Raw genomic sequence first — 23,857 nt, forward strand, 5'->3', positions numbered from 1 at the left:
GGTCAAATGTGGGAGAGGGCCCCCTCCCACACTGATTTTCAGTGTCTGGTTTATTGGGCCAGCCAGCCGCCATCAATGTTCCACGCCGCCCCCCGCACCTGCGCACCGGCCTCGCTGCACAAGAACAGCACCAGCTCACCCAGCTGCGACGGCGTCACGAACTCAAGCGACGGCTGTTTCTCCGCCAGCAGATCATGCTGCGCCTGCTGCGGATCGACGCCATTGGCCACGCGATCATCAATCTGCTTCTGCACCAGCGGCGTCAACACCCAGCCGGGGCAGATTGCATTGCAGGTCACGTTGCTGGTGGCGGTCTCCAGGCCCACCACTTTGGTCAAGCCGATCACGCCGTGCTTGGCGGCCACATACGCGGCCTTGCCCACCGAGCCGACCTGGCCGTGCACCGAGGCGATGTTGACGATACGCCCCCAACCCTTGGCCTTCATGCCAGGCAGGCTCAAGCGCGTGCTGTGGAACACCGACGACAGGTTGATCGCGATGATCGAGTCCCAGCGCTCCACTGGGAAGTCCTCCACCGCCGCCACGTGCTGGATGCCGGCGTTGTTGACCAGGATGTCGACGCCGCCGAACTCACGCTCGGCGTAGGCGAGCATGTCGGCAATCTGCGCCGGGTCGCTGACGTCCGCCGGGTGATGGCCGACCTTGCCGTCAAACGCCTGCACCTGGGCGACCACCGCGCTGGCGTCGCCGAAGCCGTTGAGGATCAGGTTGGCACCGGCCTTGGCCAGGCTCAGTGCGATACCCAGGCCGATGCCGCTGGTGGAACCGGTAACCAGGGCGGTCTTGCCGTTCAAAGTCGTCATGAAAACCTCACACAATGCCGGTGGCGTAGAAAGTACCGATCACCACGAACACCGCGAGGGTCTTGATAATCGTGATGCCGAAAATGTCCTTGTAGGCTTCGCGGTGGGTCAGGCCGGTCACCGCCAGCAGGGTGATCACCGCGCCGTTGTGGGGCAGGGTGTCCATGCCGCCGCTGGCCATGGCCGCGACCCGGTGCAGCACTTCAAGGGGAATATTGGCCGCATGGGCCGCCGAAATAAAGCTCTCGGACATGGCTGCCAGGGCGATGCTCATGCCACCGGACGCAGAGCCGGTGATGCCGGCCAGCAGGGTTACGGTAATCGCTTCGTTGACCAGCGGGTTGGGGATGCCCTTGAGCCAATCCGCCAGGACCAGAAAGCCCGGCAGCGAGGCGATCACTGCACCGAAGCCGTATTCGGACGCGGTGTTCATCGCCGCTAGCAAGGCGCCGCTGACCGCACTTTTACTGCCCTCGGCGAGCTTGCTTTTGATCGCTGACCAGCCGAACACCAGCACCATGATGATGCCCACGAGCAACGCCGCCTGCACCGCCCAGATCGCGGTGAGCTTGGCGATTTCAGTGGTTACCGGTGCGCTCATGCCCGGCAGGCTGAGGCTGTGGGTCTTGCCGTACCACTGCGGGATCCAGTGGGTGAACAGCAGGTTCATCACCCCTACCAGGATCAGCGGCGACAGCGCAATCCACGGGTTGGGCAGCGTGAGGTTTTCGGCGGTCTCAGGCTCGTTGCGCAGTTCGGTGCCATAGCCTTCACCAGCGCGTTGTGCCTTGTTGCGCTGGCGCGCCAGGTAGAGCATGCCGGTGCAGAACACGAAGATCGTGCCGATCAGCCCCAGCCACGGCGCCGCCCAGGCGGTGGTGTTGAAGAAGGTGCTGGGGATGATGTTCTGGATCTGCGGCGTGCCGGGCAGGGCGTCCATGGTGAACGAGAACGCACCGAGGGCGATGGTCGCCGGGATCAGGCGCTTGGGGATATTGCTCTGGCGGAACATCTCCGCCGCGAACGGGTACACCGCGAACACCACTACAAACAGCGACACGCCGCCGTAGGTGAGCAGGGCGCAGACCAGCACGATCACCAGCATGGCCTGGCGCGTGCCAAGCAAACGGATCGCTGCCGCCACGATAGAGCGCGAGAAGCCTGACAGCTCGATCAGCTTGCCGAACACCGCACCGAGCAGGAACACCGGGAAATACAGTTTGATAAAGCCGACCATTTTCTCCATGAACACCCCGGTAAAGGCAGGGGCGACGGCGGACGGGTCGGTGAGCAGCACGGCGCCGAGGGCGGCGATGGGGGCAAACAGGATAACGCTATAGCCACGGTAGGCAGCCAGCATCAGCAACGCGAGCGCTGCCAGGGCAATGATCACACTCATGGTGTGTCTCCATCGGATTGTTATTGTTGTGGGTGAAGCGGTGGGGAGGGCTATAGCGAGATGTGTGCCATGTTTTCAAGCTATTGAAATATATAGATATTTTTTAATTTCTTTCGAGTGTTTTTGAATGCTGTCTCAATTTAGAGACAAATGAAGACCAAATGTGGGAGGGGGCTTGCTCCCGATAGCGGTGCATCAGCCAGTAAATGTGTTGACTGACCTGATGCTATCGGGAGCAAGCCCCTCCCACAGGGAGTGTCTTTCTATGGAGAATTTTGTCTCTGTTTGGAGATCAGGCAATTCCCAGTGCCACCATTTTCTTGTACAGCGTCGACCGCCCCAGCCCCAATCGCCTGGCCGCCTCGACCACATTGCCGTCACACGCCCTGAGTGCCGCCGCAATCACCTGCCGATCAAACCGCTCCCGCGCCGCGGCAAACGTCTCACCCTCAACCGTGTCCACCGCACCGCGTTCCACCGGGCTGAAGGTGCCAATCGCCGTGCGAATCTCCTCAGCGTTCAACACCAAGTCATCGCTCAGCAACGCCGCCCGCTCCAGCACATTACGCAGCTCGCGGATATTCCCCGGCCACGCATGTTGCGCCAACAGCGCCAGGGCTTCGCGGTCCAGTTCATGCTGGCTGCGCAGCTCCTCCAGGATCGCTTCGCTCAGCGCCGGAATATCCTCCAGCCGCTCACGCAGCGGTGGCACCTGGATTGGCAGCACATTCAGGCGGTAATACAAGTCCGCACGGAACTCACCGCGCTTGATCGCCGCTTCCAGGTCCATGGAGGTTGCCGCGATCACCCGCACATCGCTGTGCAGGATCTCGTTGGAACCCACCGGTTCGAATTCCTTTTCCTGCAACACCCGCAGCAGCTTGCTTTGCAGCGGCAGCGGCATATCGCCGATTTCATCAAGGAACAGCGTGCCGCCCTGGGCAATCTGGAATTTACCCGGACGGCCCTTGCGATCGGCGCCGGTAAAGGCGCCCGGCGCGGTGCCGAAGAATTCGGCTTCCAGCAGGTCATGGGGAATCGCCGCGCTGTTGATGCTGACAAAGGCCTTGTGCGCACGCGGTGAGGCGCCGTGGATCGCCTGGGCGAGCAGTTCCTTGCCGGTGCCGGTCTCACCGAGCAACAGCACCGGCGACTCGGCGCTTGCGCTGCGCCGTGCACGGCGTTTGACTTCCAGGCTGGCGGCGCTGGTGCCGATAAAGTGCGCGAAGTTGTACTTGCTCTGGCGTGAGCGCAGCAACGAGCGGGTGGAGGCCAGTTCCTGCTGCATGCTCAGGTAGCGTTCGATCAGCGGCGACAGGTTGCGCAGTTCATCGAACAAGGCAAAACCAATCGCGCCAATCACGGCACCGGCATCGTTGTGGATCGGCAGGCGCATCACCACCAACGGGCCTTTGGGGGTGTCCTGGATGTCCAGCAGAATCGGCCGGTCAGTGCGCACCACTTGGCGCAACAGGCTGTTGGAAATCACCCGCTCGCACGGCTGGCCGATGGCTTCATCGGCGCTGTTGAGGCCGAAGCGCTTGGCGTAGCGCTCGTTCATCCAGACGATATTGGCGTCGCGATCGACAATCACCGTGCCTTCGCTGGACTGCTCGATGATCTCGAACAGCGACTGGATTGCCAGGCCGCGAACCTGTTGGTAGTCCGTCAGGCTGGTACTCATGACGACAGCCCGCCGGCCGCCGCCAGGAGTTCTTTGGTATACGGGTGCTGCGGCGCTTCGAAAACGTCATGGCTCGGCCCGCGCTCCACCACCTTGCCGTCCTTGATCACGATCATGTCATGGGCCATGGCGCGCACCACGGCGAGGTCATGGCTGATAAACAGGTAGGTCAGGCCGTATTTTTCCTGCAACTCGCGCAGCAACGCCACGACCTGCTTCTGCACGGTGCGGTCGAGGGCGGAGGTGGGTTCGTCCAGCAGCATCAGCGCCGGCTTGAGCACCAGCGCACGGGCGATGGCGATGCGTTGGCGCTGGCCGCCGGAGAATTCATGGGGGAAACGATGGCGGCTGGCCGGGTCGAGGCCCACGTCCCTGAGCACCTGGATCACTTGCGCATCGCGGTCGGCCACGCTGCATGGCGCATGCACCTCCAGGCCTTCGCTGATGATCTGCTGCACCGACATACGCGGGCTGAGGCTGCCGTAGGGGTCCTGGAACACCACCTGCATCTGTTTGCGCCACGGGCGCATTTGCTTGTGGTTGAGCGGGTCGAGGGCCTCGCCCTGGAAACGGATGCTGCCGGTGGAATCCAGCAGGCGCAGGATCGCCTGGCCGAGAGTGGACTTGCCCGAACCGGACTCGCCGACAATCCCCAGGGTCTTGCCGCGCTGCACGCTGAGGCTGATGCCATCCACGGCGCGCAGGTAGGTCTTGCGCCGGAACAGGCCGCCGCCAAGGGGGAATTGCACGCTCAGGTCGTTCACTTCCAGCACGGTCTCCCGTGGGTCGCTGCACAGCACATCGCCGGACGGCTCGGCGTCCAGCAAAAGGCGGCTGTAGGGATGTTGTGGCGCCGTGAACAAGGTCTCGCAGTCAGCCTGCTCGACAATCTCACCGGCACGCATCACGCACACGCGCTGGGCAATGCTGCGCACCAGGTTGAGGTCATGGCTGATCAGCAGCAGCGACATGCCCAGGCGTTGTTGCAGGGACTTGAGCAGCAGCAGGATCTTGCGCTGCACGGTCACGTCGAGGGCAGTGGTGGGCTCGTCGGCAATCAACAGCTCCGGCTCACAGGCCAGGGCCATGGCGATCATCACCCGTTGGCGTTGGCCCCCGGAGAGTTGGTGCGGATAGGCCTTCAGGCGTTCCTGAGGTTTTTGGATGCCTACCAGTTCGAGCAATTCCAGGATGCGCGCCTGCGCCGCCTTGCCGCCCAGGCCCTTGTGCAGCAGCAGGGTTTCGCCGATCTGTTTTTCGATGCTGTGCAGCGGGTTGAGGGAGGTCATCGGCTCCTGGAAGATCATCGCAATGCGGTTGCCGCGCAGTTTCTGCAAGGTCGACGCCGAGGCGCCGATCAGTTCCTGGCCGCGATACTTAACGGAGCCGCGGGTGTCCGTGCCGGCTTCGGGCAGCAGTTGCAAGATCGAGTGCGCCGTCACCGACTTGCCCGAGCCGGATTCGCCCACCAGCGCCAGGCACTCGCCGGGGCGGACGTCCAGGCTCAGGTTGCGCACCACGGTCTGGCCGCTGAACGCGACGCTGAGGTCGCGGATTTCGATCAGGTTCATATGCAGTCACTCATGAGCGTGGGTCGAAGGCATCACGTAATGCCTCGCCGATAAAGACCAGCAGCGACAGGATCAGCGCCAGGGTGAAGAACGCCGTCAAGCCCAGCCACGGCGCTTGCAGGTTCTGCTTGCCCTGGGCAATCAGCTCGCCCAATGACGCACTGCCCGCAGGCATGCCGAAACCGAGGAAATCCAGGGCGCTCAGGGTGGAAATTGCCCCAGTGAGGATAAACGGCAGGTAGCTCAAGGTGGCGGTCATGGCGTTGGGCAGGATGTGCCGGCGAATGATCTTGCCGTCGCCCAGGCCCAGCGCCCGTGCGGCCTTGACGTACTCCAGGTTGCGCCCGCGCAGGAACTCGGCGCGCACCACATCCACCAGGGCCAGCCAGGAAAACAGCGCCATGATCCCCAGCAACCACCAGAAGTTCGGCTCGACAAACCCCGACAGGATGATCAGCAGGTACAGCACCGGCAGCCCGGACCACACTTCAAGGATGCGTTGGCCGAGCAGATCCACCCAGCCGCCGTAATAGCCTTGCAAGGCCCCGGCGGCGATGCCGATGGCGGCGCTGATCGCGGTGAGCGCCAGGGCAAACAGGATCGACACCCGCGCGCCGAAGATCACCCGCGCCAACACATCCCGCGACTGGTCATCGGTGCCCAGCCAGTTCACCGTCGAGGGCGGGCTGGGGGCCGGGCGGGTCAGTTCGTAGTTGGGCGTGTCGTCGCTGAACGGGATCGGCGGGAACAGCATCCAGCCGCCGTCCTGCTTGATCAGCTTTTGCACGTAGTCACTGCGGTAATCGGCCTGGAACGGCAGTTGCCCGCCGAACTGCTGCTCGGTGTAGCGCTTGAAGACGGGGAAATACAGCTCGTTCTTGTAACTGAGCACCAAGGGTTTGTCATTGGCGATCAACTCGCCGCCCAGGGTCAGGATAAACAGGCCGATAAACAACCACAGCGACCACCAGCCGCGCCGGTTTTTCTTGAAGCGTTCGAAACGCCGACGGGCCACGGGAGACAGGTTAAGCATCAGGCGTTCCTCGCGGCGAAGTCGATACGCGGGTCCACCAGGGTGTAGCAGAGGTCGCCGATCAGTTTTATCAAGAGCCCGAATAACGTGAAGATAAACAGCGAGCCAAACACCACCGGGTAATCCCGGGAGACGGCGGCTTCGTAGCTCATGCGGCCGAGGCCATCGAGGGAAAAAATCACTTCGATCAGCAGTGATCCGGCAAAGAACACGCTGATAAACGCCTGGGGAATCCCCGAGATCACCAGCAGCATGGCGTTGCGAAACACATGACCGTACAGCACCCGCCGTTCGCTCAGGCCCTTGGCGCGGGCGGTCACTACGTACTGGCGCGTGATTTCATTGAGGAACGAGTTTTTGGTCAGGATGGTCAGGGTGGCGAACCCGCCGATCACCAGTGCGCTGACCGGCAGTACCAGGTGCCAGAAGTAGTCGGCGATCTTGCCCACGGTACTCAGCTCGGCGAAGTTTTCCGAGACCAGCCCGCGCACCGGGAACCAGTTCAATGACGTACCACCGGCGAACACCACGATCAGGAACATCGCGAACAGGAACGCCGGCATCGCGTAGCCAATCACAATGGCGGTGCTGCTCCAGACATCAAAACTGCTGCCATGGCGCACCGCCTTGCGAATGCCCAAGGGGATCGACACCAGGTAGGTGATCAGCGTGGCCCAGAGGCCGAGGGAAATGGTGACCGGCATCTTTTCCAGGATCAGGTCGATCACGGTGGCGCCGCGAAAGAAGCTGTTGCCGAAATCCAGCTGGGCGTAGCTCTTGAGCATCAGCCACAGGCGTTCCGGCGCGGGCTTGTCGAAGCCGTATTGTTTTTCGATGTCCTTGATCAGTTTCGGGTCCAGGCCACGGCTGGCGCGGGAGCCGCTGCTGACAGCGTCGCCGGATGAGCCGCCGACTGCGCCACCGCCGATGCCTTGCAGGTGAGCGATGGCTTGCTCCACCGGCCCGCCGGGTGCGGCCTGGACGATCACGAAGTTGACCAGCAGGATGATCACCAGCGTCGGGATGATCAGCAGCAGGCGCCGCACGATATAGGCAAACATCAGCGAGCTCCTGCGCGTTTTTTCAACTCGGCGTTCATTTGTTCATTCGTCAGCGGAGTAGGGCTGATTTCCCACCAGGTTTCCAGGGCTTCGTCATTCCTGGCCTCGATGGCCGGGCGGCCGAAGCGGTTCCACCAGGCGGCGGAAGTGCCGGGCGGGTAGTAATTGGGGATCCACAGGTAATTCCATTGCAGCACCCGGTCCAGGGCGTGGGCATAGGTGAGCATCTGCGCTTGGGTGTCGGCCTTGACCAGGCCCTTGATCAGGCTGTCGACGGCCGGGTCCTTGAGCGCCATGTAGTTGTTGGCGCCCGGATCGAATGCGGCGGTCGAGCCGAAGTAGTTGTACAGCTCCATGCCGGGCGACGTGGTCACCGGGAAGCCCGTCACGATCATGTCGTAGTCGCGGGCCATCAAGCGGTTGACGTATTGCGAAGAGTCGATGCGGCGGATGTTCAAGGTGATGCCGATCTGTGCGAGGTTGCGTTTGTACGGCAACAACAGGCGCTCCAGCCCGTTCTGGGCATTGAGGAAGGTGAACTCCAGCGGCTCGCCCTCGGCGTTGACCAGTTTGTCGCCGTCTGGCTTCCAGCCGGCGTCTTCCAGCAGGGCCAGGGCTTGCAGTTGCTTGTCACGGATAATGCCGCTGCCATCGGTGACTGGCGCCTTGAACACTTGGGTGAACACCTCGTCGGGAATCTGCCCGCGCAAGGGTTCGAGAATCGCCAGTTCTTGCGGGGTGGGCAACTGGGTGGCGGCCAGCGGGCTATTGGAGAAGTAGCTTTGCTGGCGGATGTACAGGTTGCGCATCATCTGCCGGTTAGCCCATTCGAAGTCCCACAGCATCGCCAGGGCCTGGCGCACGCGGCGGTCCTTGAACATTGGTTTTTGCACGTTGAACACATAACCCTGGGCCGGTTGCGGCATGTCCTTGGCCAGGTGCGCGCGTTGCAGGCGGCCATCGTCCAGGGCCGGGCCGTTGTAGCCGATGGAATAGCCGGTGGCGGAGAACTCACGGTTGAAGTCGTAGGCGCCCCCGCGCAATACCTGGCGGGCCACTTCGGTGTCGCCGAAGTACTCCAGGCTCAGGTGATCGAAGTTGTACAGGCCGCGGCTGACGGGCAAGTCCTTGCCCCACCAGTCAGGGTCGCGGGTAAAGGTGATGGTGCTGCCCGAGTCGATCTTGCTGACCTTGTACGGGCCGCTGCCCAGGGGGGCTTCGTAGCCGCCGCCGTTGGCGAAGTCGCGGGTTTTCCACCAGTGCTCGGGGAATACCGGCAGGGTCGCGACATCCAGGGGCAGGGTGCGGTTTTCATTGCTGGAAAAATCAAAACGGACCTGGCGCGGGCCTTCGACTTCGACGTGCTTGACGTCGGCGAACAGCGTGCGAAAGCGCAGGCTGCCTTGGGTCATCAGCAGGTCGAAGCTGTAGCGCACGTCTTCGGCAGTGATCGGCTTGCCATCGGCAAAACGCGCCTTGGGGTTGAGGAAGAAGCGCAGGGACAGGCCGTCCTCCGCGCGCTCCATCTTCTCTGCAACCAGGCCATATACCGTATAGGACTCGTCCAGGGAGCGCAGGGCCAGGGGCGCATACAGCCAGCCGTCGACCTGGGAGACGCCGATGCCTTTGTCGATATACGGCAGCACATGGTCGAAACGTCCGATCTCCAGCGCCGAGCGCCGCAGGCTGCCGCCCTTGGGGGCGTTGGGGTTGGCGTAGTCGAAATGGCTGAAACCGGCGGGATACTTGGCCGGTTCGCCGTACACGGTCATGGACGGTTGGGGCGCCGCGATCACGGCGCTGCTGGCCAGTAACAAGGCCAGGGAGGTACTGAGCAGTCTGGAAAAAGCCAATCGCATTGTCAGCCTTGAACGCCGGGTGAAGAAGAATAGGGATTTGTACGCTAACGGCATCAGCGTCGCCAGTCGTCACATGCACAACGGCCCACCAAGAGGCGGGCCGTTGTTTCAAGCAGCAGCGCGGACTGGATCAGTCCTGGCGGCTGGTGACTTCCAGCAGGTGGTAGCCAAACTGGGTTTTCACCGGGCCTTGCACGGTGTTGACCGGGGCGCTGAAGACGACGGTGTCGAATTCCTTGACCATCTGGCCTGGACCGAACGAACCCAAGTCACCGCCCTGGCGGCTGGATGGGCAGCTGGAGTTGGCTTTGGCGATTTCTGCGAAATCGGCGCCGCCTTCGATTTGGGCCTTGAGTTCGTTGCACTTGTCTTCAGTGGCAACGAGGATGTGACGGGCGGTGGCTTTGGCCATGGGGATTAACTCCTTGAGTAAAAACGGTGAGCGTACCGGATTCAGGCGGTTATTTCCTGGCAAAGTTCCGCTGGGGTTCAGGTTGGGGCGTTGGGCTTGGGTATTGGCGTGATGGAGTGAGATCCAGAGCAGACTGGTATCTACCTGATGCATAGAGATCACATGTGGGAGGGGCGGTGCGACGATTCGACTTGCTCCCGATGGCGGCCTGACAGCCGACCAGGATGTTGGATTAGATCGAGTGCATATCGGTTGCTGCGGTAATGGAGTGAGATCCAGAGCAGACTAGTATCTACCTGATGTATGGAGATCAAATGTGGGAGGGGCGGTGCGACGATTCGACTTGCTCCCGATGGCGGCCTGACAGCCGACCAGGATGTTGGATCAGACCGAGTACATATCCGTTGCTGCGGTAACGGCCACCTATGGTTCCGCTCTTACAGCGGCTCACTTTTGGAGGGACCCAAAAGTAAGCAAAAGGTCCTCGCCCCAACACTCGGCACCTCGCCTAGGCTCGGTGTGCCCGAACGCAGGCTTGAATCCGTGGGCCGCCGTCATGGGCCATCCTTGGCCCAGGACGGCTAACCCGGCGTCCTGCCGGGTTACCCACGGATTCAAGCCTGCGTTCGGCCAGCGTGTTTGATGGGGCGCCTGAGATCAAGATCAAAAGCCAGAGCCAGAGCCAGAGCCAGAGCCAGAGCCAGAGCAACAGCAACAGCAACAGCAACAGCAACAGCAACAGCAGTGTTACGTCTGACATTACCTAAGTCATCTGATGTCCGGTCGAATAAGCCCTCATCAATTCAAGACAATGTAGTCATTCTGCTGAATGATCGGTCGATGGTCACCTTGCACCAGGTGCAGGTAGCGGCCGTCCACCAGGTCGATGGGCAGGCAGTCGTCGATATCCAGTACGCCGTCCGTGTGGGCCTGGGACCAATGGCGCAGCATCTTTTGCTTGCCCTTGCCGGTCGCCTCCCGTTTGTTGCGGGCGACCACCAGCAGGTAGTGGTGGGATTCGCCAAAGCTGTTGGCTTCATAACCGCCAAGGTTGATGAAGTACAGGTGATGGGCGTCGGCAGCGGGGGCCAGGTGGCTGAGTTCGACCTTCCAGCCGTCGACGCCATCCACCGCCATCCACGAATCGATATGCACACCCTTGGGGCTGCCGAACCAAGCTTCACGCAATTGCGGGTAGGTGCCTTCCAGCGTGTCCGCTACGGCGAACACCACATCGTGAACTTCAATTCTTGCCCGTGGGTGCTTGCCCCCGAGCATCACGACAAACAGCATTGCAGGTCCTTCCTGGCGACTTGGCAAAGCGCAACCATACTTCGATTGAACCCTTTTGTCCGGTCAATGCCACACTGTTAATCCGCGAATTCATCAGGAGGTTGTCATGCGCACCATTGATCTGGCAGGCGTTCCCGTCCCTGTCATCGGCCAGGGCACCTGGCGCATGGGCGAAGACCCAGGCCAGCGCCGCGCTGAAGTCGCAGCATTGCAATTGGGGATCGATGAGGGCATGACCCTGATCGACACCGCCGAGATGTATGGCGAGGGCGGCGCTGAAGAGGTCGTTGGCGAAGCCATTCGCGGCAGGCGCGAGCAAGTGTTCCTGGTGAGCAAGGTCTACCCGCACAACGCCAGCCACAAGGGTGTGCCCCGTGCCTGTGAAGCCAGCCTCCAGCGCCTGGGCACGGACTACATTGATCTGTACCTGCTGCATTGGCGTGGCCAGTACCCTCTTGAAGAAACCGTCGAAGCGTTCGAGCGCCTGCGCGAGGCCGGCAAGATTGGCCGCTGGGGTGTGTCCAATTTCGATGTGGCCGACCTGCAGGAACTCGCATCCCCGGCCTGCGCGACCAATCAGGTGCTGTACAACATTGAAGAGCGCGGGATCGAATTCGACCTGTTGCCCTGGTGGCAACAGCACCATTTACCGCTGATGGCGTACTGCCCGATTGCCCAGGGTGGTGAATTGCTGGCCAGCCAGACCCTCAAACAGATCGCCCGCCGCCACGAGGTCACGCCTGCCCAGGTTGCCCTGGCCTGGGTGCTGCGCCAGGACGGTGTGATCGCCATCCCCAAGGCGGTAACTCCGGAGCACGTGCGGCTTAACGCGGGCGCCGCCAAGGTGGTGCTGGATGAGCACGACCTGGATGCCATTGATCGGGTATTCGGCGCACCCAAGCGCAAGCATCCCCTGGCGATGGTGTAGTTGGCCGGCCGGTGAGGTGCCGTCCCTGGCACCTCCCCTGCGCAGATCCGACTTAATCGCCTACCGCGCTGCACCAGTCATCCGACCCGATTGTGCCGCATACTTCGTGGGTCCATACGATCTTGCGATAGGTGAAGTACACATCCTCCAAGTGAGTGAAATGCGCGTTGTCCGGGTCCTGGCAATTGGGCATGCGCGACTGGATGTCCACGATCCTCGCCCCGTTGAGTTCAATCGTGAAGTAATGCTCCTGGGTGCCCGCCGGTTGGGTACGGAACCATTCCAGCCGGCACGTGACCTCTTCACCGCGGGTCAATGCCTCGAACAGTAATGGCGACGACTTATCGAAGACCTTGCTGATCATCAAGGGCTTGTGGAGCCTCTGGCCGGTCGGCTGACCGGACTGCGGGTCGCGGGGAATGATCACCTGGTGAGCAAAGGCCTGGACCAGGATCTGGTCTTCATGGTCTTTCTGATAACTGCCGCCTACGGAGTCCTTGGTAAATGTGCCTGCCGTAATCAAACCTTGTTTGACACCGGTGATGGAAAGATACGCGGGTGTTGGCATGACGGGTTTCCTTGCCTGATTAAAAAAGTAGTCCCAACCGGCAACTGTGTTGGCCGGGTGGGAATGCCTATAACAAAAACCGTGCCGGAAAGTGTGGGAACCAATAACGGCTTGGCGTGATATGGCTATCGGCGTGGGATTTAGTCCGTTGTTATGGTTTTGATCGCCGTTTTGCGCATGTTGTTTGCGCACCCGTGCGCAGTTAGTTGCTCATGCTGATGCGGCGCTAGGTATTTGGTGCTCTGCCGAAAATCGGCGAAATATAACTTTGTAAGTGTGCAAAATCCTGCGTATGCCTCGATTTACGCCTGTCGTAGGAAATATCTTAAGTGTCAGTCTATTGCTTGCTGAATATTATTGACGTGGCTAAGGTTTGCGAACTTCGCGGCGTATCCAGCGAAGTTTATATGGCATTCTGGTGCAAAATTTAAATGCGCTTAGTTTGTCGTTCGTACCTTGATTAGTCGCGTGCGGTCCTAATATGGTGTATTCAGACAAGCTCTGCGCTTATTACCTTGAACTTGCCAGCTCGCCCTGTTTGGCAACTAGTTTTGCGGGCAGTGATATTCGCTATTCGAGTGAATTTGAAACGCTGGAGTCCGAACTGGAAAAGGTGCAGTCCATTCATGGCGCTGGCCAGCCTGACTGGCAAAAGCTTCTGGACATCAGCGAATGCCTGTTGCGTGAGCAATCCAAGGATCTGCGCGTGGCTGTCTGGTTGACTTGGGCGCTGTACCAGCGTGAGTCCTTTGCCGGTCTGCTGGCTGGCCTCGGGCTGTTGCACCATCTGTGTGAGCATCACTGGTCAGACGTTTACCCGAAAAAGCTGCGCACCCGCAGTGCTGCGTTCGGCTGGTTGGTCCTGCGCCTTGAGACACTGCCGGCTCAACGCCTTTCGCTTCAGGACCAGCAGCCCTTGGTCCGTTCCATGCTTGAGCGCCTTGGGTGCCTCGATGAGCTCTGGACTGCACATTTGGCCGATGGAGCGCCGCTGTTGCTGCCGATTCGCAGGCAATTGGACCAATGGTTGGAGAGGGCTGTACAAGACCAGCGTCCAGTCGCAGCGCTGGACGGCGTCACTGCACACGTGCAATCGGCTGCCACTCCAGTGGTAAACACCGAACTGACGTTAAACAACGAAAAAGACGCGAATAAATTGCTGTGTGCCTTGCAGGAGCAGGCCCGTCCGTTGTGTGCCTGGTGGTTACGCCAGCACGCTACCGACCTGCGGGCCTTGCGCCTGGGGCGAACGCTGGCTTGGTTGGCCATCGTCCGCTATCCGGATGCCAACGGTGAGCGCGTCACCGCGTTGTGCGGGCCTGCACCCGACAAACTCAAGCGCTATCAGGAACGTTTTGACCAAGGCCACTACGCCGACCTGTTGCTTGAACTGGAGGCCTGCCTCTCAGGTGCGATGTTCTGGTTCGACGGGCTGCACATGCTCTGGCAATGCCTGGAAGCCCAGCAAGCAGACCTGGCTATGACCGAGCTGGAAGTGAGTTTCGCCCTGTTGCTGCAACGCTTGCCGGACTTGCCGATGTTTCGCTTCCAAGGGGGCGATCCTTTTGCCGGCAGCGGCACTCGTGACTGGATCGCACTGCACGTTTCCCATCACCTGCAAGCCCCGCAGCCGCCCAGCGTTGCGGTCGACACCGCGCCCTGGGAGATCGCCTTGCAGGCGCTGCTGCCACGGCTGCGCAAGGAGGGGCTCAAAGCCGCAGTGCACGAGCTCAAGCAAGGCCTGCACGCCGCTCGCGGCGATCGTTCCCGCTTTTATTGGCGCCTGGCCCAGGCGCGCTTATGTGTGCACGCCGGCAAGCATGAACTGGCGAAGATCCAGCTGGAACATCTGGATCTCGAACTGCAACGCTCGGGCCTGGAACGCTGGGAGCCCGAGCTGGCGTTTCAAGTGACACAACTCTTGCATCGCTGCTGTGACCTGATGCCACAAAACCATGCCGTACGCGAACGCAAGGAAGACACCCACCGCAGGCTGTGCCTCTTCGATCTCGAAGCGGTACTTGAATAGGCTTACGAGCCACTTGAAAAAGGAGATTTACCGTGGCCAAAGAAGGTTCGGTAGCACCCAAGGAACGCATCAATATCACCTTCAAACCCGCCATCGGCGGAGCACAGGAGGAAGTCGAGCTGCCGTTGAAACTTCTGGTGCTGGGCGACTTCACCCAGCGTGAGGACGTGCGCAAGCTTGAAGATCGCAAGCCCATCGCCATCAACCCGCACACGTTCGATGAGGTGCTGGCCAAACAGGCGCTGAGCCTGATGCTGAATGTACCCAATCGCCTCCAGGACTGCGCGGATGTCGAAGAGCTGGTCATCCAGGTACGCATCAATTCGATGAGGGATTTCAACCCCGCGAACCTGGTGGAGCAGATCCCCGAGTTGCACAAGCTGATGGCCCTGCGTGAGGCGCTGATGGCGCTCAAGGGGCCGCTGGGCAACACCCCTAGCTTTCGCAAAGCCATCGAGCAGGCCCTGGCCGATGACGAATCCCGTGCCCGGGTCTTGGCGGAGCTGGGCCTGAGCGGCCAAACCGCCTGACATTTTCAGTAAAAGGACACTGACGCCATGACGACTCAACATACCCCGATGCCTGTACACACGCCTGACGAGTACAGCATCCTCGACAACATCATCGCCCAGACGCTGCTGAGTGTGGACGACGAGGCCTACGGCATCGCCAAGCGTGGCGTCTCGGCATTTATCGAAGAGCTGATCAAGCCGCAGAACAACGGTGAACCGGTCAAGAAACGCCTGGTTGACCGGATGATTGCCGAGATTGACGAGAAACTCAGTCGGCAAATGGATGAGATTCTGCACCACCCGAGTTTCCAGGCCCTGGAATCCTCATGGAAGGGCCTGCAGTTACTGGTCCAGCGCACCGACTTTCGAGAGAACATCAAGATCGAACTGCTGAATGTCTCGTGCCAGGACCTGCTGGATGACTTCGAAGACTCGCCCGAGGTGACCCAGTCAGGGCTGTACAAGCATGTCTACAGTACCGAATACGGTCAGTTCGGTGGTCAACCTGTAGGCGCGATCATCGCTGATTATTTTCTCTCTCCCAGTGCCCCCGATGTGAAGCTGATGCAATACGCTTCCAAGGTTGCCTGCATGGCCCACGCCCCCTTTATCGCTGGCGCAGGGCCGACATTTTTCGGTTTGGAAAGCTTCACCGATCTGCCTGACTTGAAGGACCTCAGGGACCACTTCGAAGGTCCGCAGTTCGCCAAATGGCAAAGCTTTCGCCAGAGCGAAGATGCCCGTTATGTCGGGCTGACCGTGCCGCGATTCCTGTTGCGCACGCCTTACGATCCCCTGGAGTGTCCAGTCAAGACCTTTGCCTATCGGGAAACCGTGGTGAACAGTCACGAGCACTACCTATGGGGCAATACCGCCTACGCCCTTGCCACACGATTGACCGACAGTTTTGCGCGGTTTCGTTGGTGCCCGAACATCATCGGTCCGCAAAGCGGTGGCGCCGTGGAAGACTTGCCCTTGCATCATTTCCACAGCATGGGCGAAATCGAAACCAAGATTCCCACTGAAGTACTGGTGTCCGACCGTCGCGAGTACGAGCTGGCGCAAGAGGGATTCATTGCCTTGACGATGCGCAAGGGCAGTGACAATGCCGCGTTTTTCTCCGCCAGCTCGGTGCAAAAGCCCAAGCATTTCGGCATCAGTGCCGAGGGCAAGGAAGCTGAGCTGAATTACCGCCTGGGCACTCAGTTGCCCTACATGATGGTGGTCAATCGCCTGGCCCATTACCTCAAGGTTCTGCAACGCGAGCAATTGGGGTCCTGGAAGGAGCGTACCGACCTGGAGCTGGAGCTTAACAAGTGGATTCGCCAGTACGTGGCAGACCAGGAAAACCCCAGTGCCGAAGTGCGGGGGCGGCGGCCTTTGCGTGCGGCACGGATCGTTGTCAGTGATGTGGAGGGTGAGCCTGGCTGGTACCGCGTCAACCTGAGCGTGCGCCCGCACTTCAAATACATGGGGGCTGACTTCACGCTGTCCCTGGTTGGCAAGCTTGATAAAGCATGAACAGGGGCCAACGGATGACCCGTAACCAAAGCCTGTTTGAGCGACTTGCACTTCCGGCCGCACATCCGGCCTGTGCTGCGACGTCCGTTGCAGCCCATCTGGGAAAGATGCTCAGCATTCGCGTGGGCAGTGTGCAGACACTGGCCGACTACGGGATGCCGGACCTCAATGACATGAACCAGAGCCTGCATGAGTCATTGAGCCAGTCGCGCGTGTTGATCGAGCGGTTTATCCGCGCCTATGAGCCACGCCTGAAGCACGTGCGTGTGAGGGCGCTGCGCTGTGGTCACGATCCTTTGGCCCTGGCGTTTGCCATCGATGCCACGCTCTGTGTCGACGGTGTGACGCGGCCTGTGGTGTTCACCGCGCGCCTGCACAGTGCAGCACAGGTTGAGGTCATGCCGGATGTCCTTTAACCCGTATTACCAGAGCGAACTCAGTGCGTTGCGTCAGCTCGGACGGCGTTTCTCCGAGCGCAATCCGGCGCTGGCGCCCTTTCTGGGGGAGGCCGGTCAGGATCCGGATGTGGAGCGTTTGCTGGAAGGCTTTGCCTTTCTCACCGGACGCTTGCGCCAGAAACTGGATGACGAGTTGCCCGAGCTGACGCATTCGTTGATGCATTTACTGTGGCCCAACTACATGCGGCCGATACCCGCGTTCAGCATCTTGCAGTTTGATCCGTTGAGGCAGATCGGGCCCGGCGTGATGGTCGCTCGGGATACGCCGGTGGAAAGCGTTGCGGTCAAGGGCGAGCGTTGCCGCTTTCGAACCTGTTACGCCACACGTATCCAGCCGCTGCAACTGGCTGCGCTGGAGTACTACGTCCAGGGAGAGCAGGCGTTGTTGAGCCTGCGCCTGGACATGAGTGCCGAAGGCAATTTCAGCGAATGTACGTTCGATCAATTGCGCCTGCATCTGTCCGGAGACCGCTACATCAGTCAGGCGTTGTACCTGAGCCTGCTGCGCGAGGTCGAGGGCATCGAGCTGCTGCCCTTGGGCGGCGATGGGCGTGCTGTCAGTGGGGCGGATGGCCAGGCCCTGGTGTTGCGTCTGGGCGGCGATCAGGTAACACCGGTAGGGTTTGCCGAGGAGCATGCACTGATGCCCTATCCGCAGAACACGTTTGGCGGGTACCGCCATCTGCAGGAGTACTTCGCCTTTCCCGAAAAGTACCTGTTCGTGGATGTGGGGGGCCTGGATGTCCTGCACTGCTTGCCCCAGGACGTGCTCAAGCAAATCTGCAGCCTCAAGGTGTGCTTCAAGCTACGCAGGGGCCAGGCAACCGAATGCCCCACGCTGGACAACGTGAAGCTGTACTGCACGCCCATTGTCAATCTGTTCAAACAGGATGCAGTGCCGATTCGGCTGGACGGCAAGCAGGACGAGTACCTGCTGATTCCCGGGGAATACGCGCGTGCAAACGCCTGTGTATTTTCCGTAGACAAGGTCACGGGCTGGCGTCCTGGTGGGTTGGGGTATCAGGCGTACGTGCCGTTTGAATCCTTCGAACATGAGGGTGATGCCGCCCCCTCGGCAGCCCCTGCCAGCTACTGCATTCGCCAACGCGCGTCGGCCCATCATGCCGGGCTCGATACCTGGCTGAGATTCGCAGACGGCCAGGGGCATACCCAGGAAACGCTGTCGATCGAGCTGACATGTACCAATCACAACCTGCCAGGGCAACTGCAGGCAGGGGAGATCATTCAGGCCTGTGAGCAGACGCCGGAAGGGTTGTCGTTTCGCAATATCTGCGCGCCGACGGCGAGTTTTGCACCGCCCCTGGAACAGGATTTTCTCTGGCGCCTTATCAGCAATATGTCGCTCAACTACGTGTCACTGAGCGATATCGGTGCCTTGAGGATGGTCCTCGAAACCTATGACGTGCCGCGCTACCACGATCTGCAAGCGAAAAAGATCAGCCAGAGAAAGCTCGGCGCCTTGCGATCCATCCGCCATACGGCCGTCGATCGCTTGCACCTAGGGATGCCGTTTCGAGGGTTGCGGATCGACCTGGCGATTGATTCCCAAGGTTTCCTGGGGCAGGGCGAAGCGTTTGTGTTCGCCTCGGTGCTCAACGAGTTCTTTGCGCTGTACGCCAGCCTTAATGCCTACCACGAACTACGTGTCATCAGCACACAAGGAGATGTGTACCTATGGCCACCTCGGATGGGGCAGCAGCCCCTGCTTTGAAAAAACTGTGTAGCGGCATCCGCGAATACTCGCTGTTCCAGGCGATTTTGCAGGTGATCAAGCGCCTGCGCGATGCCCATCCGTTGCTGGATGACAACGCGCTCTATGACCGATTGGAGTTTCAGGCCAACCCAGGCCTGGGGTTTCCCGGTCACGATATCGACCGAGTGGAGTTCTTTGTTGAACACGATCAATTGCGCGCGCGCCTGCGCCTCAACGTTCTGGGCCTGTGTGGCGCAGGTTCGCCCTTGCCGGCGTTTTACGGCGAGCAGGCGTGTGCCGACGGGGCGGGCGGCCACGCGACCCGAGACTTGCTGGACCTGTTTCACCATCGTCTGCAGCGGCTGATGTTGCCGATCTGGCGCAAATACCGCTACCAGGCGTGTTTCCAGGCGCAGGCGCGTGATGCGTTTTCCGACCAGATGTTTGCATTGATTGGATTGAAGGGCCTGCCGATTCGCACGGCAGCGCAACTGGACTGCAAGCGACTGCTGCCCTACCTGGGGTTGCTTGGGCTGCGGGTGCATTCGGCGGCAGTGATCGAGACGGTGCTGCGTTACTACTTCAGGCACGACCGCGTGTTTATAGAGCAATGGGTGGAACGCACGGTTGTTGTGGCTCCCCCGCAGTTGAACCAGTTGGGCTGTGCCAACAGCGTGCTGGGCCTCGACCAGGTACTGGGAAGCCGGGTCGCCGACCGCAGCGGTAAGTTCAGGGTGCATATCCAGGCGCTGGATTGGCAGCGCTTTCATGGTTTTTTACCGACGGGGTCGGAGTATCCGTTGCTGTGTTCGTTGGTACGAATGACCGTGCGAGACCCACTGGAATACGACCTGCGCCTGGTGCTGGCCAAGGAGGCGATCAGGCCGTTGTACGTGGGCGAACACAACGTCTGCAGGCTGGGTTGGACCAGTTGGCTGGCGCATGAGTGCGCCGACGGTGTGCTCATCGTGGCCAGCAATGCTCACTAGGGACTCAGGATTATGATGAATGTAGACCTGCAACAACTGATCCAGACATTGACGCCCCCCGTCCGCCAAGACCTGGAGCGCGCGGCCGAACGCTGTGTGACCCGTGGCGGCCTGGAGGTCCTGGTGGAAGACCTGCTGCTGGCCCAACTGGAACGTCCCCAAGGCGTTTTGATGCGTGCCTTGGCCGACGCGGGGATTGAGGTGCAGACGCTGCAGGCAACGCTGCAACCCAAGGGGCAGGCAAGTGCTTCACGTAATCCGGTATTTGCCCAGGCGCTTGTGCATTGGTTGCAACAGGCGTTGATGGTTGCTCATCTGGAATTGCGCCAAAGCGTCGTCGACCACGCAGCCCTGTTACTGGCCCTGCTGCGTCACCTGCAACAGCATGCAGGCAGTGGCTATCACGCGTTGTTGAGCCGTTTGGATGCACAGCGTGTCCACGGCTATGTGCTGAGCCAGGAACCTGACGTTGTCCCGGCAGCAAGCGGCGAGTCAGTGCTGGCACGTTTTACCCATGATCTGACACGCCGGGCCCATGAAGGGCGTATCGATCCAGTGCTGTGTCGCGATGGCGAGATTCGCCAGTTGATCGACATCCTCATGCGTCGGCGCAAGAACAATCCGATCCTTGTCGGTGAGGCCGGGGTAGGCAAGACCGCGGTGGTCGAAGGCCTCGCCCTGCGCATTGCCAGCTCACAGGTGCCCGACCCCCTCAAGGACGTGCGGGTGCTGATCCTGGACATGGGCTTGCTGCAAGCCGGTGCCAGCATCAAGAGTGAATTCGAGCGGCGTCTCAACGGCGTGATCGACGAGGTGAACGCCTCGCCGAAACCGGTGATTCTGTTTATCGATGAGGCGCACACCCTGGTGGGTGCGGGCGCCCAAGCGGGTGCCGGCGATGCAGCCAACCTGCTCAAACCGGCCCTGGCCCGCGGCGAGTTGCGGACCGTCGCTGCTACAACATGGCGCGAATACAAGAAGTACTTTGAAAAAGACCCGGCCTTGGCGCGGCGTTTCCAACCTGTGCTGGTTAGCGAGCCCAGCGTCGAACAGGCGATTTCGATCCTGCGCGGGCTGGTTCCGGCCTATGAAGCCAGCCATGGCGTATACATCCGTGACGATGCCGTCGTCGCAGCGGCGCAGTTGAGCGCTCGCTACCTGGCGGGGCGTCAGCTACCCGACAAGGCCGTGGATGTGCTGGACACCGCCTGCGCCCGTGCGCGCATCAGCCAGGTAACGATGCCCGAGGCGCTGGAACGCTTATGTACCGAACAGGCTGAAGGCGTGCGGCAGCGCGAGGCGCTGAGTCGAGACAGGGACGCTGGGTTGCCAACGGATGAGCCGGCTGTACAAGCGTTGAGCCGGCGATTGGCGGCGGTCGAGGGTGAGCGTCAACATTTGGAGCAGTGCTGGCTGGAACAGCGCGCACTGGCGGAGCAGGTGCGCGTGTGCCCGCGCCTGGTGGCTCAGGTCATCAGCGCCTGGACGGGCATTCCTGTTGAACAGCTGGCCCTTGAGCACAGTGAATCGGTGCGGGGCGTTGCCGATGCGCTGCGCTCACGCATCCTCGGCCAGGAACCCGCGATCCAGGCGCTTGACCGCAACCTGCGCGCAGTGGCCGCCGGGCTGAACCAGGCCGCCGCACCGGTCGGTGTGTTCCTGTTGGTGGGCCCCAGTGGCGTGGGCAAGACCGAAACGGCCTTGGCCTTGGGTGATTTGCTGTATGGCGGTGAGCGGTTTGTCACCACCCTCAATATGTCGGAGTTTCAGGAAAAACACGCCGTGTCTCGGCTGATTGGCGCACCCCCTGGTTATGTCGGGTATGGCGAGGGCGGCGTGCTGACGGAAGCCGTGCGGCAGCGGCCCTACTCGGTGGTGCTGCTCGACGAAGTCGAAAAGGCCGACCCGGAGGTGTTGAACCTGTTCTATCAGATCTTCGACAAGGGGCTGGTCAATGATGGCGAAGGCCGGGAAATCGATTTTCGCAATACGCTGGTCCTGATGACGTCCAACCTGGGCAGTGACTGCATCGTCGACTTATGTGCCGGCGGCCGACGGCCTGACACTGAGGTCTTGCACGACGCCATCCGGCCCGTGCTGCGCGACTATTTCAAGCCGGCACTGCTCGCCCGGATGCGGGTCGTGCCCTATTACCCGCTCGCAGGCGCTGTGTTGTATGACCTGGCAAGGCTCAAGCTGGACGGCCTTGGGCGAAGGCTGCAGGCGCGCAAGCTGGCATTGAGTTATACGACCGAGCTGGTCACGCATATGGCCGAGCGGTGTGCCCATGACGACAGCGGTGCGCGATACCTCGACCAATGGATCGAAATCCACCTGTTGCCGCAAATAGTCGATCGACTTTTGCGGGCGATGGCGATGGGTGAGGCGCTGTCGCTGGCCCATGCCAGCCTGGATGGTGACGGCGTGCCGATCTGCGAGCTCAGCCAATGAGGGACAGCGTGCTTGCTCATTTACCCCAGCCCCTGTCCTACGCCGATATCCTGCTTGCATGGCTCAACCGCATGGGGCTCGATGGTGACGAGACAACGTTGCCAGACCTGTGTGTTGCAGCGGCCGCGCAACTGAGTCAATGCGAACTCAGCCAGTTGTATCGACGCGACGAGGTGACGGGCCGACTTGAGCTGATCGCCCAGCATTTACCTGGCGCCTTGCCCCTTGGCGACCTCGCTTGCAGCTCCGACTTCCAGCATCAGCCACTGCTGCATGACGTCCTCAACCATGGCGGTGTCCTGAGCCTGGAGAACCTGGCGGACAGTGCGTATGAGGGCGGTTTTTTACCGGCGACAGCGACACCTTGGCGCGCATTGGTCGGCGTGCCGCTGTTCGGTCGACACCAGGCGGTTGCGGGTCTGTTGCTGTGCACCAGCCAGCAGGCGAAACCGCTGCAGGACTACGGCGCGTCATTAAGGCAACTGGGAAGCTTCGCCTTGAGTCAACTGGCGCTGTTGCGACGCCTGCATCCTGCGCGCAACAGCACCCAGGCCGCGTCTTGCGTACCCGTAGCGCGTATGACGTATGGGCTGATCGGCAACAGCACGGCCATGGACGAAACCTACCGCCTGATCGGCAAGGTGCTGAATGCGCCCTACACGGTGCTCCTGCGCGGCGAGACCGGAACGGGCAAAGAGGTGGTCGCGCGGGCTATCCATACTGCCGGGCGGCGCAATCGCAAAGCCTTTGTGGTGCAGAACTGCGCGGCCTTTCCCGAAGGACTGCTGGAAAGTGAGCTATTCGGCTATCGCAAAGGCGCCTTCACAGGCGCTGAGCGTCACCATGTAGGGCTATTTGACGCCGCAGATGGCGGCACATTGCTCTTGGACGAAATCGGCGATATGCCGCTGGCGCTCCAGGCCAAGCTGCTGCGGGTATTGCAGGAAGGCGAGGTTCGCCCGCTGGGTGCCAGCGCGGCACATAAGGTCGATGTGCGGATTATCGCGGCGACCCATCGTGACCTCGCTGCAATGGTGGCCGAGGGGAGTTTTCGCGAGGACCTGTACTACCGACTGGCACAGTTCCCGATCGAATTGCCGGCGTTGCGTGAACGCGACGGCGATGTGTCGTTGTTGGCGCGACAGTTCGCGCAATCGGCTTGTGTTGCCCTGGGCCGCGCGCCGGTGGAGTGGTCGGCTGCGGCCTTGGATCAACTCTCATGCCACGCTTTTCCCGGCAATGTTCGTGAACTCAAATGCCTGGTGGAGCGCGCGGTGCTGCTCTGTGACGACGCCGTTCTGCTGCCGGAGCATCTGTCCCTGTCGCCAGGGGCGGGCGCTGCCACTGTCGACCCGACGTTGCGCCAGCGCCTGGAGCAGGTTGAGCGGGTATTCCTGATCGACTGCCTGCACAAGAACCGTGGCAATCGGACCCGGACTGCACGTGAGTTGGGGCTCGCACGCCGCACGCTGCTTTATCGCCTTAAACGCTTGAACATCCCTGATGGCGACGTCCGAGGTGGCATTGAATGACGCACGTACAGACCCCGCT

The 23,857-nt window shown here is 60.9% G+C and carries 19 protein-coding genes; 9 read left to right on the forward strand and 10 right to left on the reverse strand.

All coding sequences use genetic code 11. The features are described 5' to 3' along the window. Positions 1–50 precede the first annotated feature (50 nt). From AD670_RS03285 to AD670_RS03325, 9 genes are all read right to left on the reverse strand, one after another. Entirely contained in the window at positions 51–824 is a 774-nt protein-coding gene (locus AD670_RS03285; protein ID WP_053128294.1) for a 3-hydroxybutyrate dehydrogenase, read from the reverse strand. 7 nt (positions 825–831) lie between these two features. Next, on the reverse strand, positions 832–2,223 hold the full coding sequence (locus tag AD670_RS03290; RefSeq protein WP_053128296.1) for a GntP family permease: 1,392 nt from the start codon (positions 2,221–2,223) through the stop codon (positions 832–834). 292 nt (positions 2,224–2,515) lie between these two features. Next, positions 2,516–3,907, reverse strand: a complete 1,392-nt coding sequence (locus AD670_RS03295; protein WP_053128298.1) for a sigma-54-dependent Fis family transcriptional regulator — start codon at positions 3,905–3,907, stop codon at positions 2,516–2,518. After that, entirely contained in the window at positions 3,904–5,478 is a 1,575-nt protein-coding gene (locus tag AD670_RS03300) for an ABC transporter ATP-binding protein (RefSeq protein ID WP_053128300.1), read from the reverse strand. The genes AD670_RS03295 and AD670_RS03300 overlap by 4 nt, the downstream gene beginning before the upstream one ends. Positions 5,479–5,488: 10 nt before the next feature. Further along, a complete protein-coding gene (locus AD670_RS03305; protein WP_053128302.1) occupies positions 5,489–6,511 on the reverse strand; it encodes an ABC transporter permease in 1,023 nt (340 codons plus the stop codon). After that, on the reverse strand, positions 6,511–7,572 hold the full coding sequence (locus tag AD670_RS03310) for a microcin C ABC transporter permease YejB (protein WP_053128304.1): 1,062 nt from the start codon (positions 7,570–7,572) through the stop codon (positions 6,511–6,513). The genes AD670_RS03305 and AD670_RS03310 overlap by 1 nt, the downstream gene beginning before the upstream one ends. Then, a complete protein-coding gene (locus AD670_RS03315; protein WP_053128305.1) occupies positions 7,572–9,431 on the reverse strand; it encodes an extracellular solute-binding protein in 1,860 nt (619 codons plus the stop codon). Before AD670_RS03315 ends, AD670_RS03310 begins: the two co-directional genes overlap by 1 nt. 130 nt (positions 9,432–9,561) lie before the next feature. Beyond that, positions 9,562–9,843 carry a peptidylprolyl isomerase gene (locus AD670_RS03320; protein ID WP_044274278.1) on the reverse strand — a complete coding sequence of 94 codons (282 nt, stop codon included), beginning with the start codon at positions 9,841–9,843 and terminating at the stop codon, positions 9,562–9,564. 798 nt (positions 9,844–10,641) lie between these two features. After that, on the reverse strand, positions 10,642–11,136 hold the full coding sequence (locus tag AD670_RS03325) for a DUF1543 domain-containing protein (RefSeq protein ID WP_053128306.1): 495 nt from the start codon (positions 11,134–11,136) through the stop codon (positions 10,642–10,644). Positions 11,137–11,242: 106 nt separating this feature from the next. Here AD670_RS03325 and AD670_RS03330 point away from each other — a divergent pair, with 106 nt between their 5' ends. Next, entirely contained in the window at positions 11,243–12,064 is an 822-nt protein-coding gene (locus tag AD670_RS03330; RefSeq protein WP_053128308.1) for an aldo/keto reductase, read from the forward strand. Positions 12,065–12,116: 52 nt separating this feature from the next. Here AD670_RS03330 and AD670_RS03335 read toward each other — a convergent pair whose 3' ends face one another. Next, positions 12,117–12,632, reverse strand: coding sequence for an Hcp family type VI secretion system effector (locus AD670_RS03335; protein WP_053128310.1), 516 nt, complete (start codon positions 12,630–12,632; stop codon positions 12,117–12,119). Positions 12,633–13,113: 481 nt separating this feature from the next. On the opposite strand from AD670_RS03335, the gene tssA reads away from it, so the two are divergent. The 8 genes from tssA to AD670_RS03375 are packed head-to-tail and all read left to right on the forward strand — an operon-like array spanning position 13,114 to position 23,838. Further along, positions 13,114–14,661 carry a type VI secretion system protein TssA gene (tssA, locus tag AD670_RS03340; RefSeq protein ID WP_053128312.1) on the forward strand — a complete coding sequence of 516 codons (1,548 nt, stop codon included), beginning with the start codon at positions 13,114–13,116 and terminating at the stop codon, positions 14,659–14,661. A 32-nt stretch (positions 14,662–14,693) separates the two neighbouring features. Next, a complete protein-coding gene (gene tssB, locus AD670_RS03345) occupies positions 14,694–15,191 on the forward strand; it encodes a type VI secretion system contractile sheath small subunit (RefSeq protein ID WP_053128314.1) in 498 nt (165 codons plus the stop codon). Positions 15,192–15,218: 27 nt separating this feature from the next. Further along, positions 15,219–16,694 (forward strand): type VI secretion system contractile sheath large subunit, encoded by a 1,476-nt coding sequence (tssC, locus tag AD670_RS03350; protein ID WP_053128316.1) that lies wholly within the window; start codon positions 15,219–15,221, stop codon positions 16,692–16,694. A 14-nt stretch (positions 16,695–16,708) separates the two neighbouring features. Beyond that, the gene (gene tssE / locus AD670_RS03355) at positions 16,709–17,110 is read left to right on the forward strand and encodes a type VI secretion system baseplate subunit TssE (protein WP_053128318.1); all 402 of its coding nucleotides are present in this window, start codon (positions 16,709–16,711) and stop codon (positions 17,108–17,110) included. After that, positions 17,100–18,884 (forward strand): type VI secretion system baseplate subunit TssF, encoded by a 1,785-nt coding sequence (tssF, locus tag AD670_RS03360; protein ID WP_053128320.1) that lies wholly within the window; start codon positions 17,100–17,102, stop codon positions 18,882–18,884. The genes tssE and tssF overlap by 11 nt, the downstream gene beginning before the upstream one ends. After that, positions 18,848–19,855, forward strand: coding sequence for a type VI secretion system baseplate subunit TssG (tssG, locus tag AD670_RS03365; protein ID WP_053128322.1), 1,008 nt, complete (start codon positions 18,848–18,850; stop codon positions 19,853–19,855). The genes tssF and tssG overlap by 37 nt, the downstream gene beginning before the upstream one ends. A 12-nt stretch (positions 19,856–19,867) precedes the next feature. Then, entirely contained in the window at positions 19,868–22,306 is a 2,439-nt protein-coding gene (locus AD670_RS03370) for an AAA family ATPase (RefSeq protein WP_053128323.1), read from the forward strand. Beyond that, a complete protein-coding gene (locus tag AD670_RS03375; protein WP_053128325.1) occupies positions 22,303–23,838 on the forward strand; it encodes a sigma-54-dependent Fis family transcriptional regulator in 1,536 nt (511 codons plus the stop codon). Before AD670_RS03370 ends, AD670_RS03375 begins: the two co-directional genes overlap by 4 nt. The last annotated feature ends 19 nt before the right edge of the window (positions 23,839–23,857 follow it).

The organism is Pseudomonas sp. MIACH (assembly GCF_001269925.1).
Taxonomy (GTDB): Bacteria; Pseudomonadota; Gammaproteobacteria; order Pseudomonadales; family Pseudomonadaceae; genus Aquipseudomonas.

Coding starts and splice junctions, on each gene's coding strand:
- AD670_RS03285 (WP_053128294.1), bottom strand. CDS start 824: ATGACGACTTTGAACGGCAAGACCGCCCTGGTTACCGGTTCCACCAGC.
- AD670_RS03290 (WP_053128296.1), bottom strand. CDS start 2,223: ATGAGTGTGATCATTGCCCTGGCAGCGCTCGCGTTGCTGATGCTGGCT.
- AD670_RS03295 (WP_053128298.1), bottom strand. CDS start 3,907: ATGAGTACCAGCCTGACGGACTACCAACAGGTTCGCGGCCTGGCAATC.
- AD670_RS03300 (WP_053128300.1), bottom strand. CDS start 5,478: ATGAACCTGATCGAAATCCGCGACCTCAGCGTCGCGTTCAGCGGCCAG.
- AD670_RS03305 (WP_053128302.1), bottom strand. CDS start 6,511: ATGCTTAACCTGTCTCCCGTGGCCCGTCGGCGTTTCGAACGCTTCAAG.
- AD670_RS03310 (WP_053128304.1), bottom strand. CDS start 7,572: ATGTTTGCCTATATCGTGCGGCGCCTGCTGCTGATCATCCCGACGCTG.
- AD670_RS03315 (WP_053128305.1), bottom strand. CDS start 9,431: ATGCGATTGGCTTTTTCCAGACTGCTCAGTACCTCCCTGGCCTTGTTA.
- AD670_RS03320 (WP_044274278.1), bottom strand. CDS start 9,843: ATGGCCAAAGCCACCGCCCGTCACATCCTCGTTGCCACTGAAGACAAG.
- AD670_RS03325 (WP_053128306.1), bottom strand. CDS start 11,136: ATGCTGTTTGTCGTGATGCTCGGGGGCAAGCACCCACGGGCAAGAATT.
- AD670_RS03330 (WP_053128308.1), top strand. CDS start 11,243: ATGCGCACCATTGATCTGGCAGGCGTTCCCGTCCCTGTCATCGGCCAG.
- AD670_RS03335 (WP_053128310.1), bottom strand. CDS start 12,632: ATGCCAACACCCGCGTATCTTTCCATCACCGGTGTCAAACAAGGTTTG.
- tssA (WP_053128312.1), top strand. CDS start 13,114: ATGGTGTATTCAGACAAGCTCTGCGCTTATTACCTTGAACTTGCCAGC.
- tssC (WP_053128316.1), top strand. CDS start 15,219: ATGACGACTCAACATACCCCGATGCCTGTACACACGCCTGACGAGTAC.
- tssE (WP_053128318.1), top strand. CDS start 16,709: ATGACCCGTAACCAAAGCCTGTTTGAGCGACTTGCACTTCCGGCCGCA.
- tssF (WP_053128320.1), top strand. CDS start 17,100: ATGTCCTTTAACCCGTATTACCAGAGCGAACTCAGTGCGTTGCGTCAG.
- tssG (WP_053128322.1), top strand. CDS start 18,848: ATGGCCACCTCGGATGGGGCAGCAGCCCCTGCTTTGAAAAAACTGTGT.
- AD670_RS03370 (WP_053128323.1), top strand. CDS start 19,868: ATGATGAATGTAGACCTGCAACAACTGATCCAGACATTGACGCCCCCC.
- AD670_RS03375 (WP_053128325.1), top strand. CDS start 22,303: ATGAGGGACAGCGTGCTTGCTCATTTACCCCAGCCCCTGTCCTACGCC.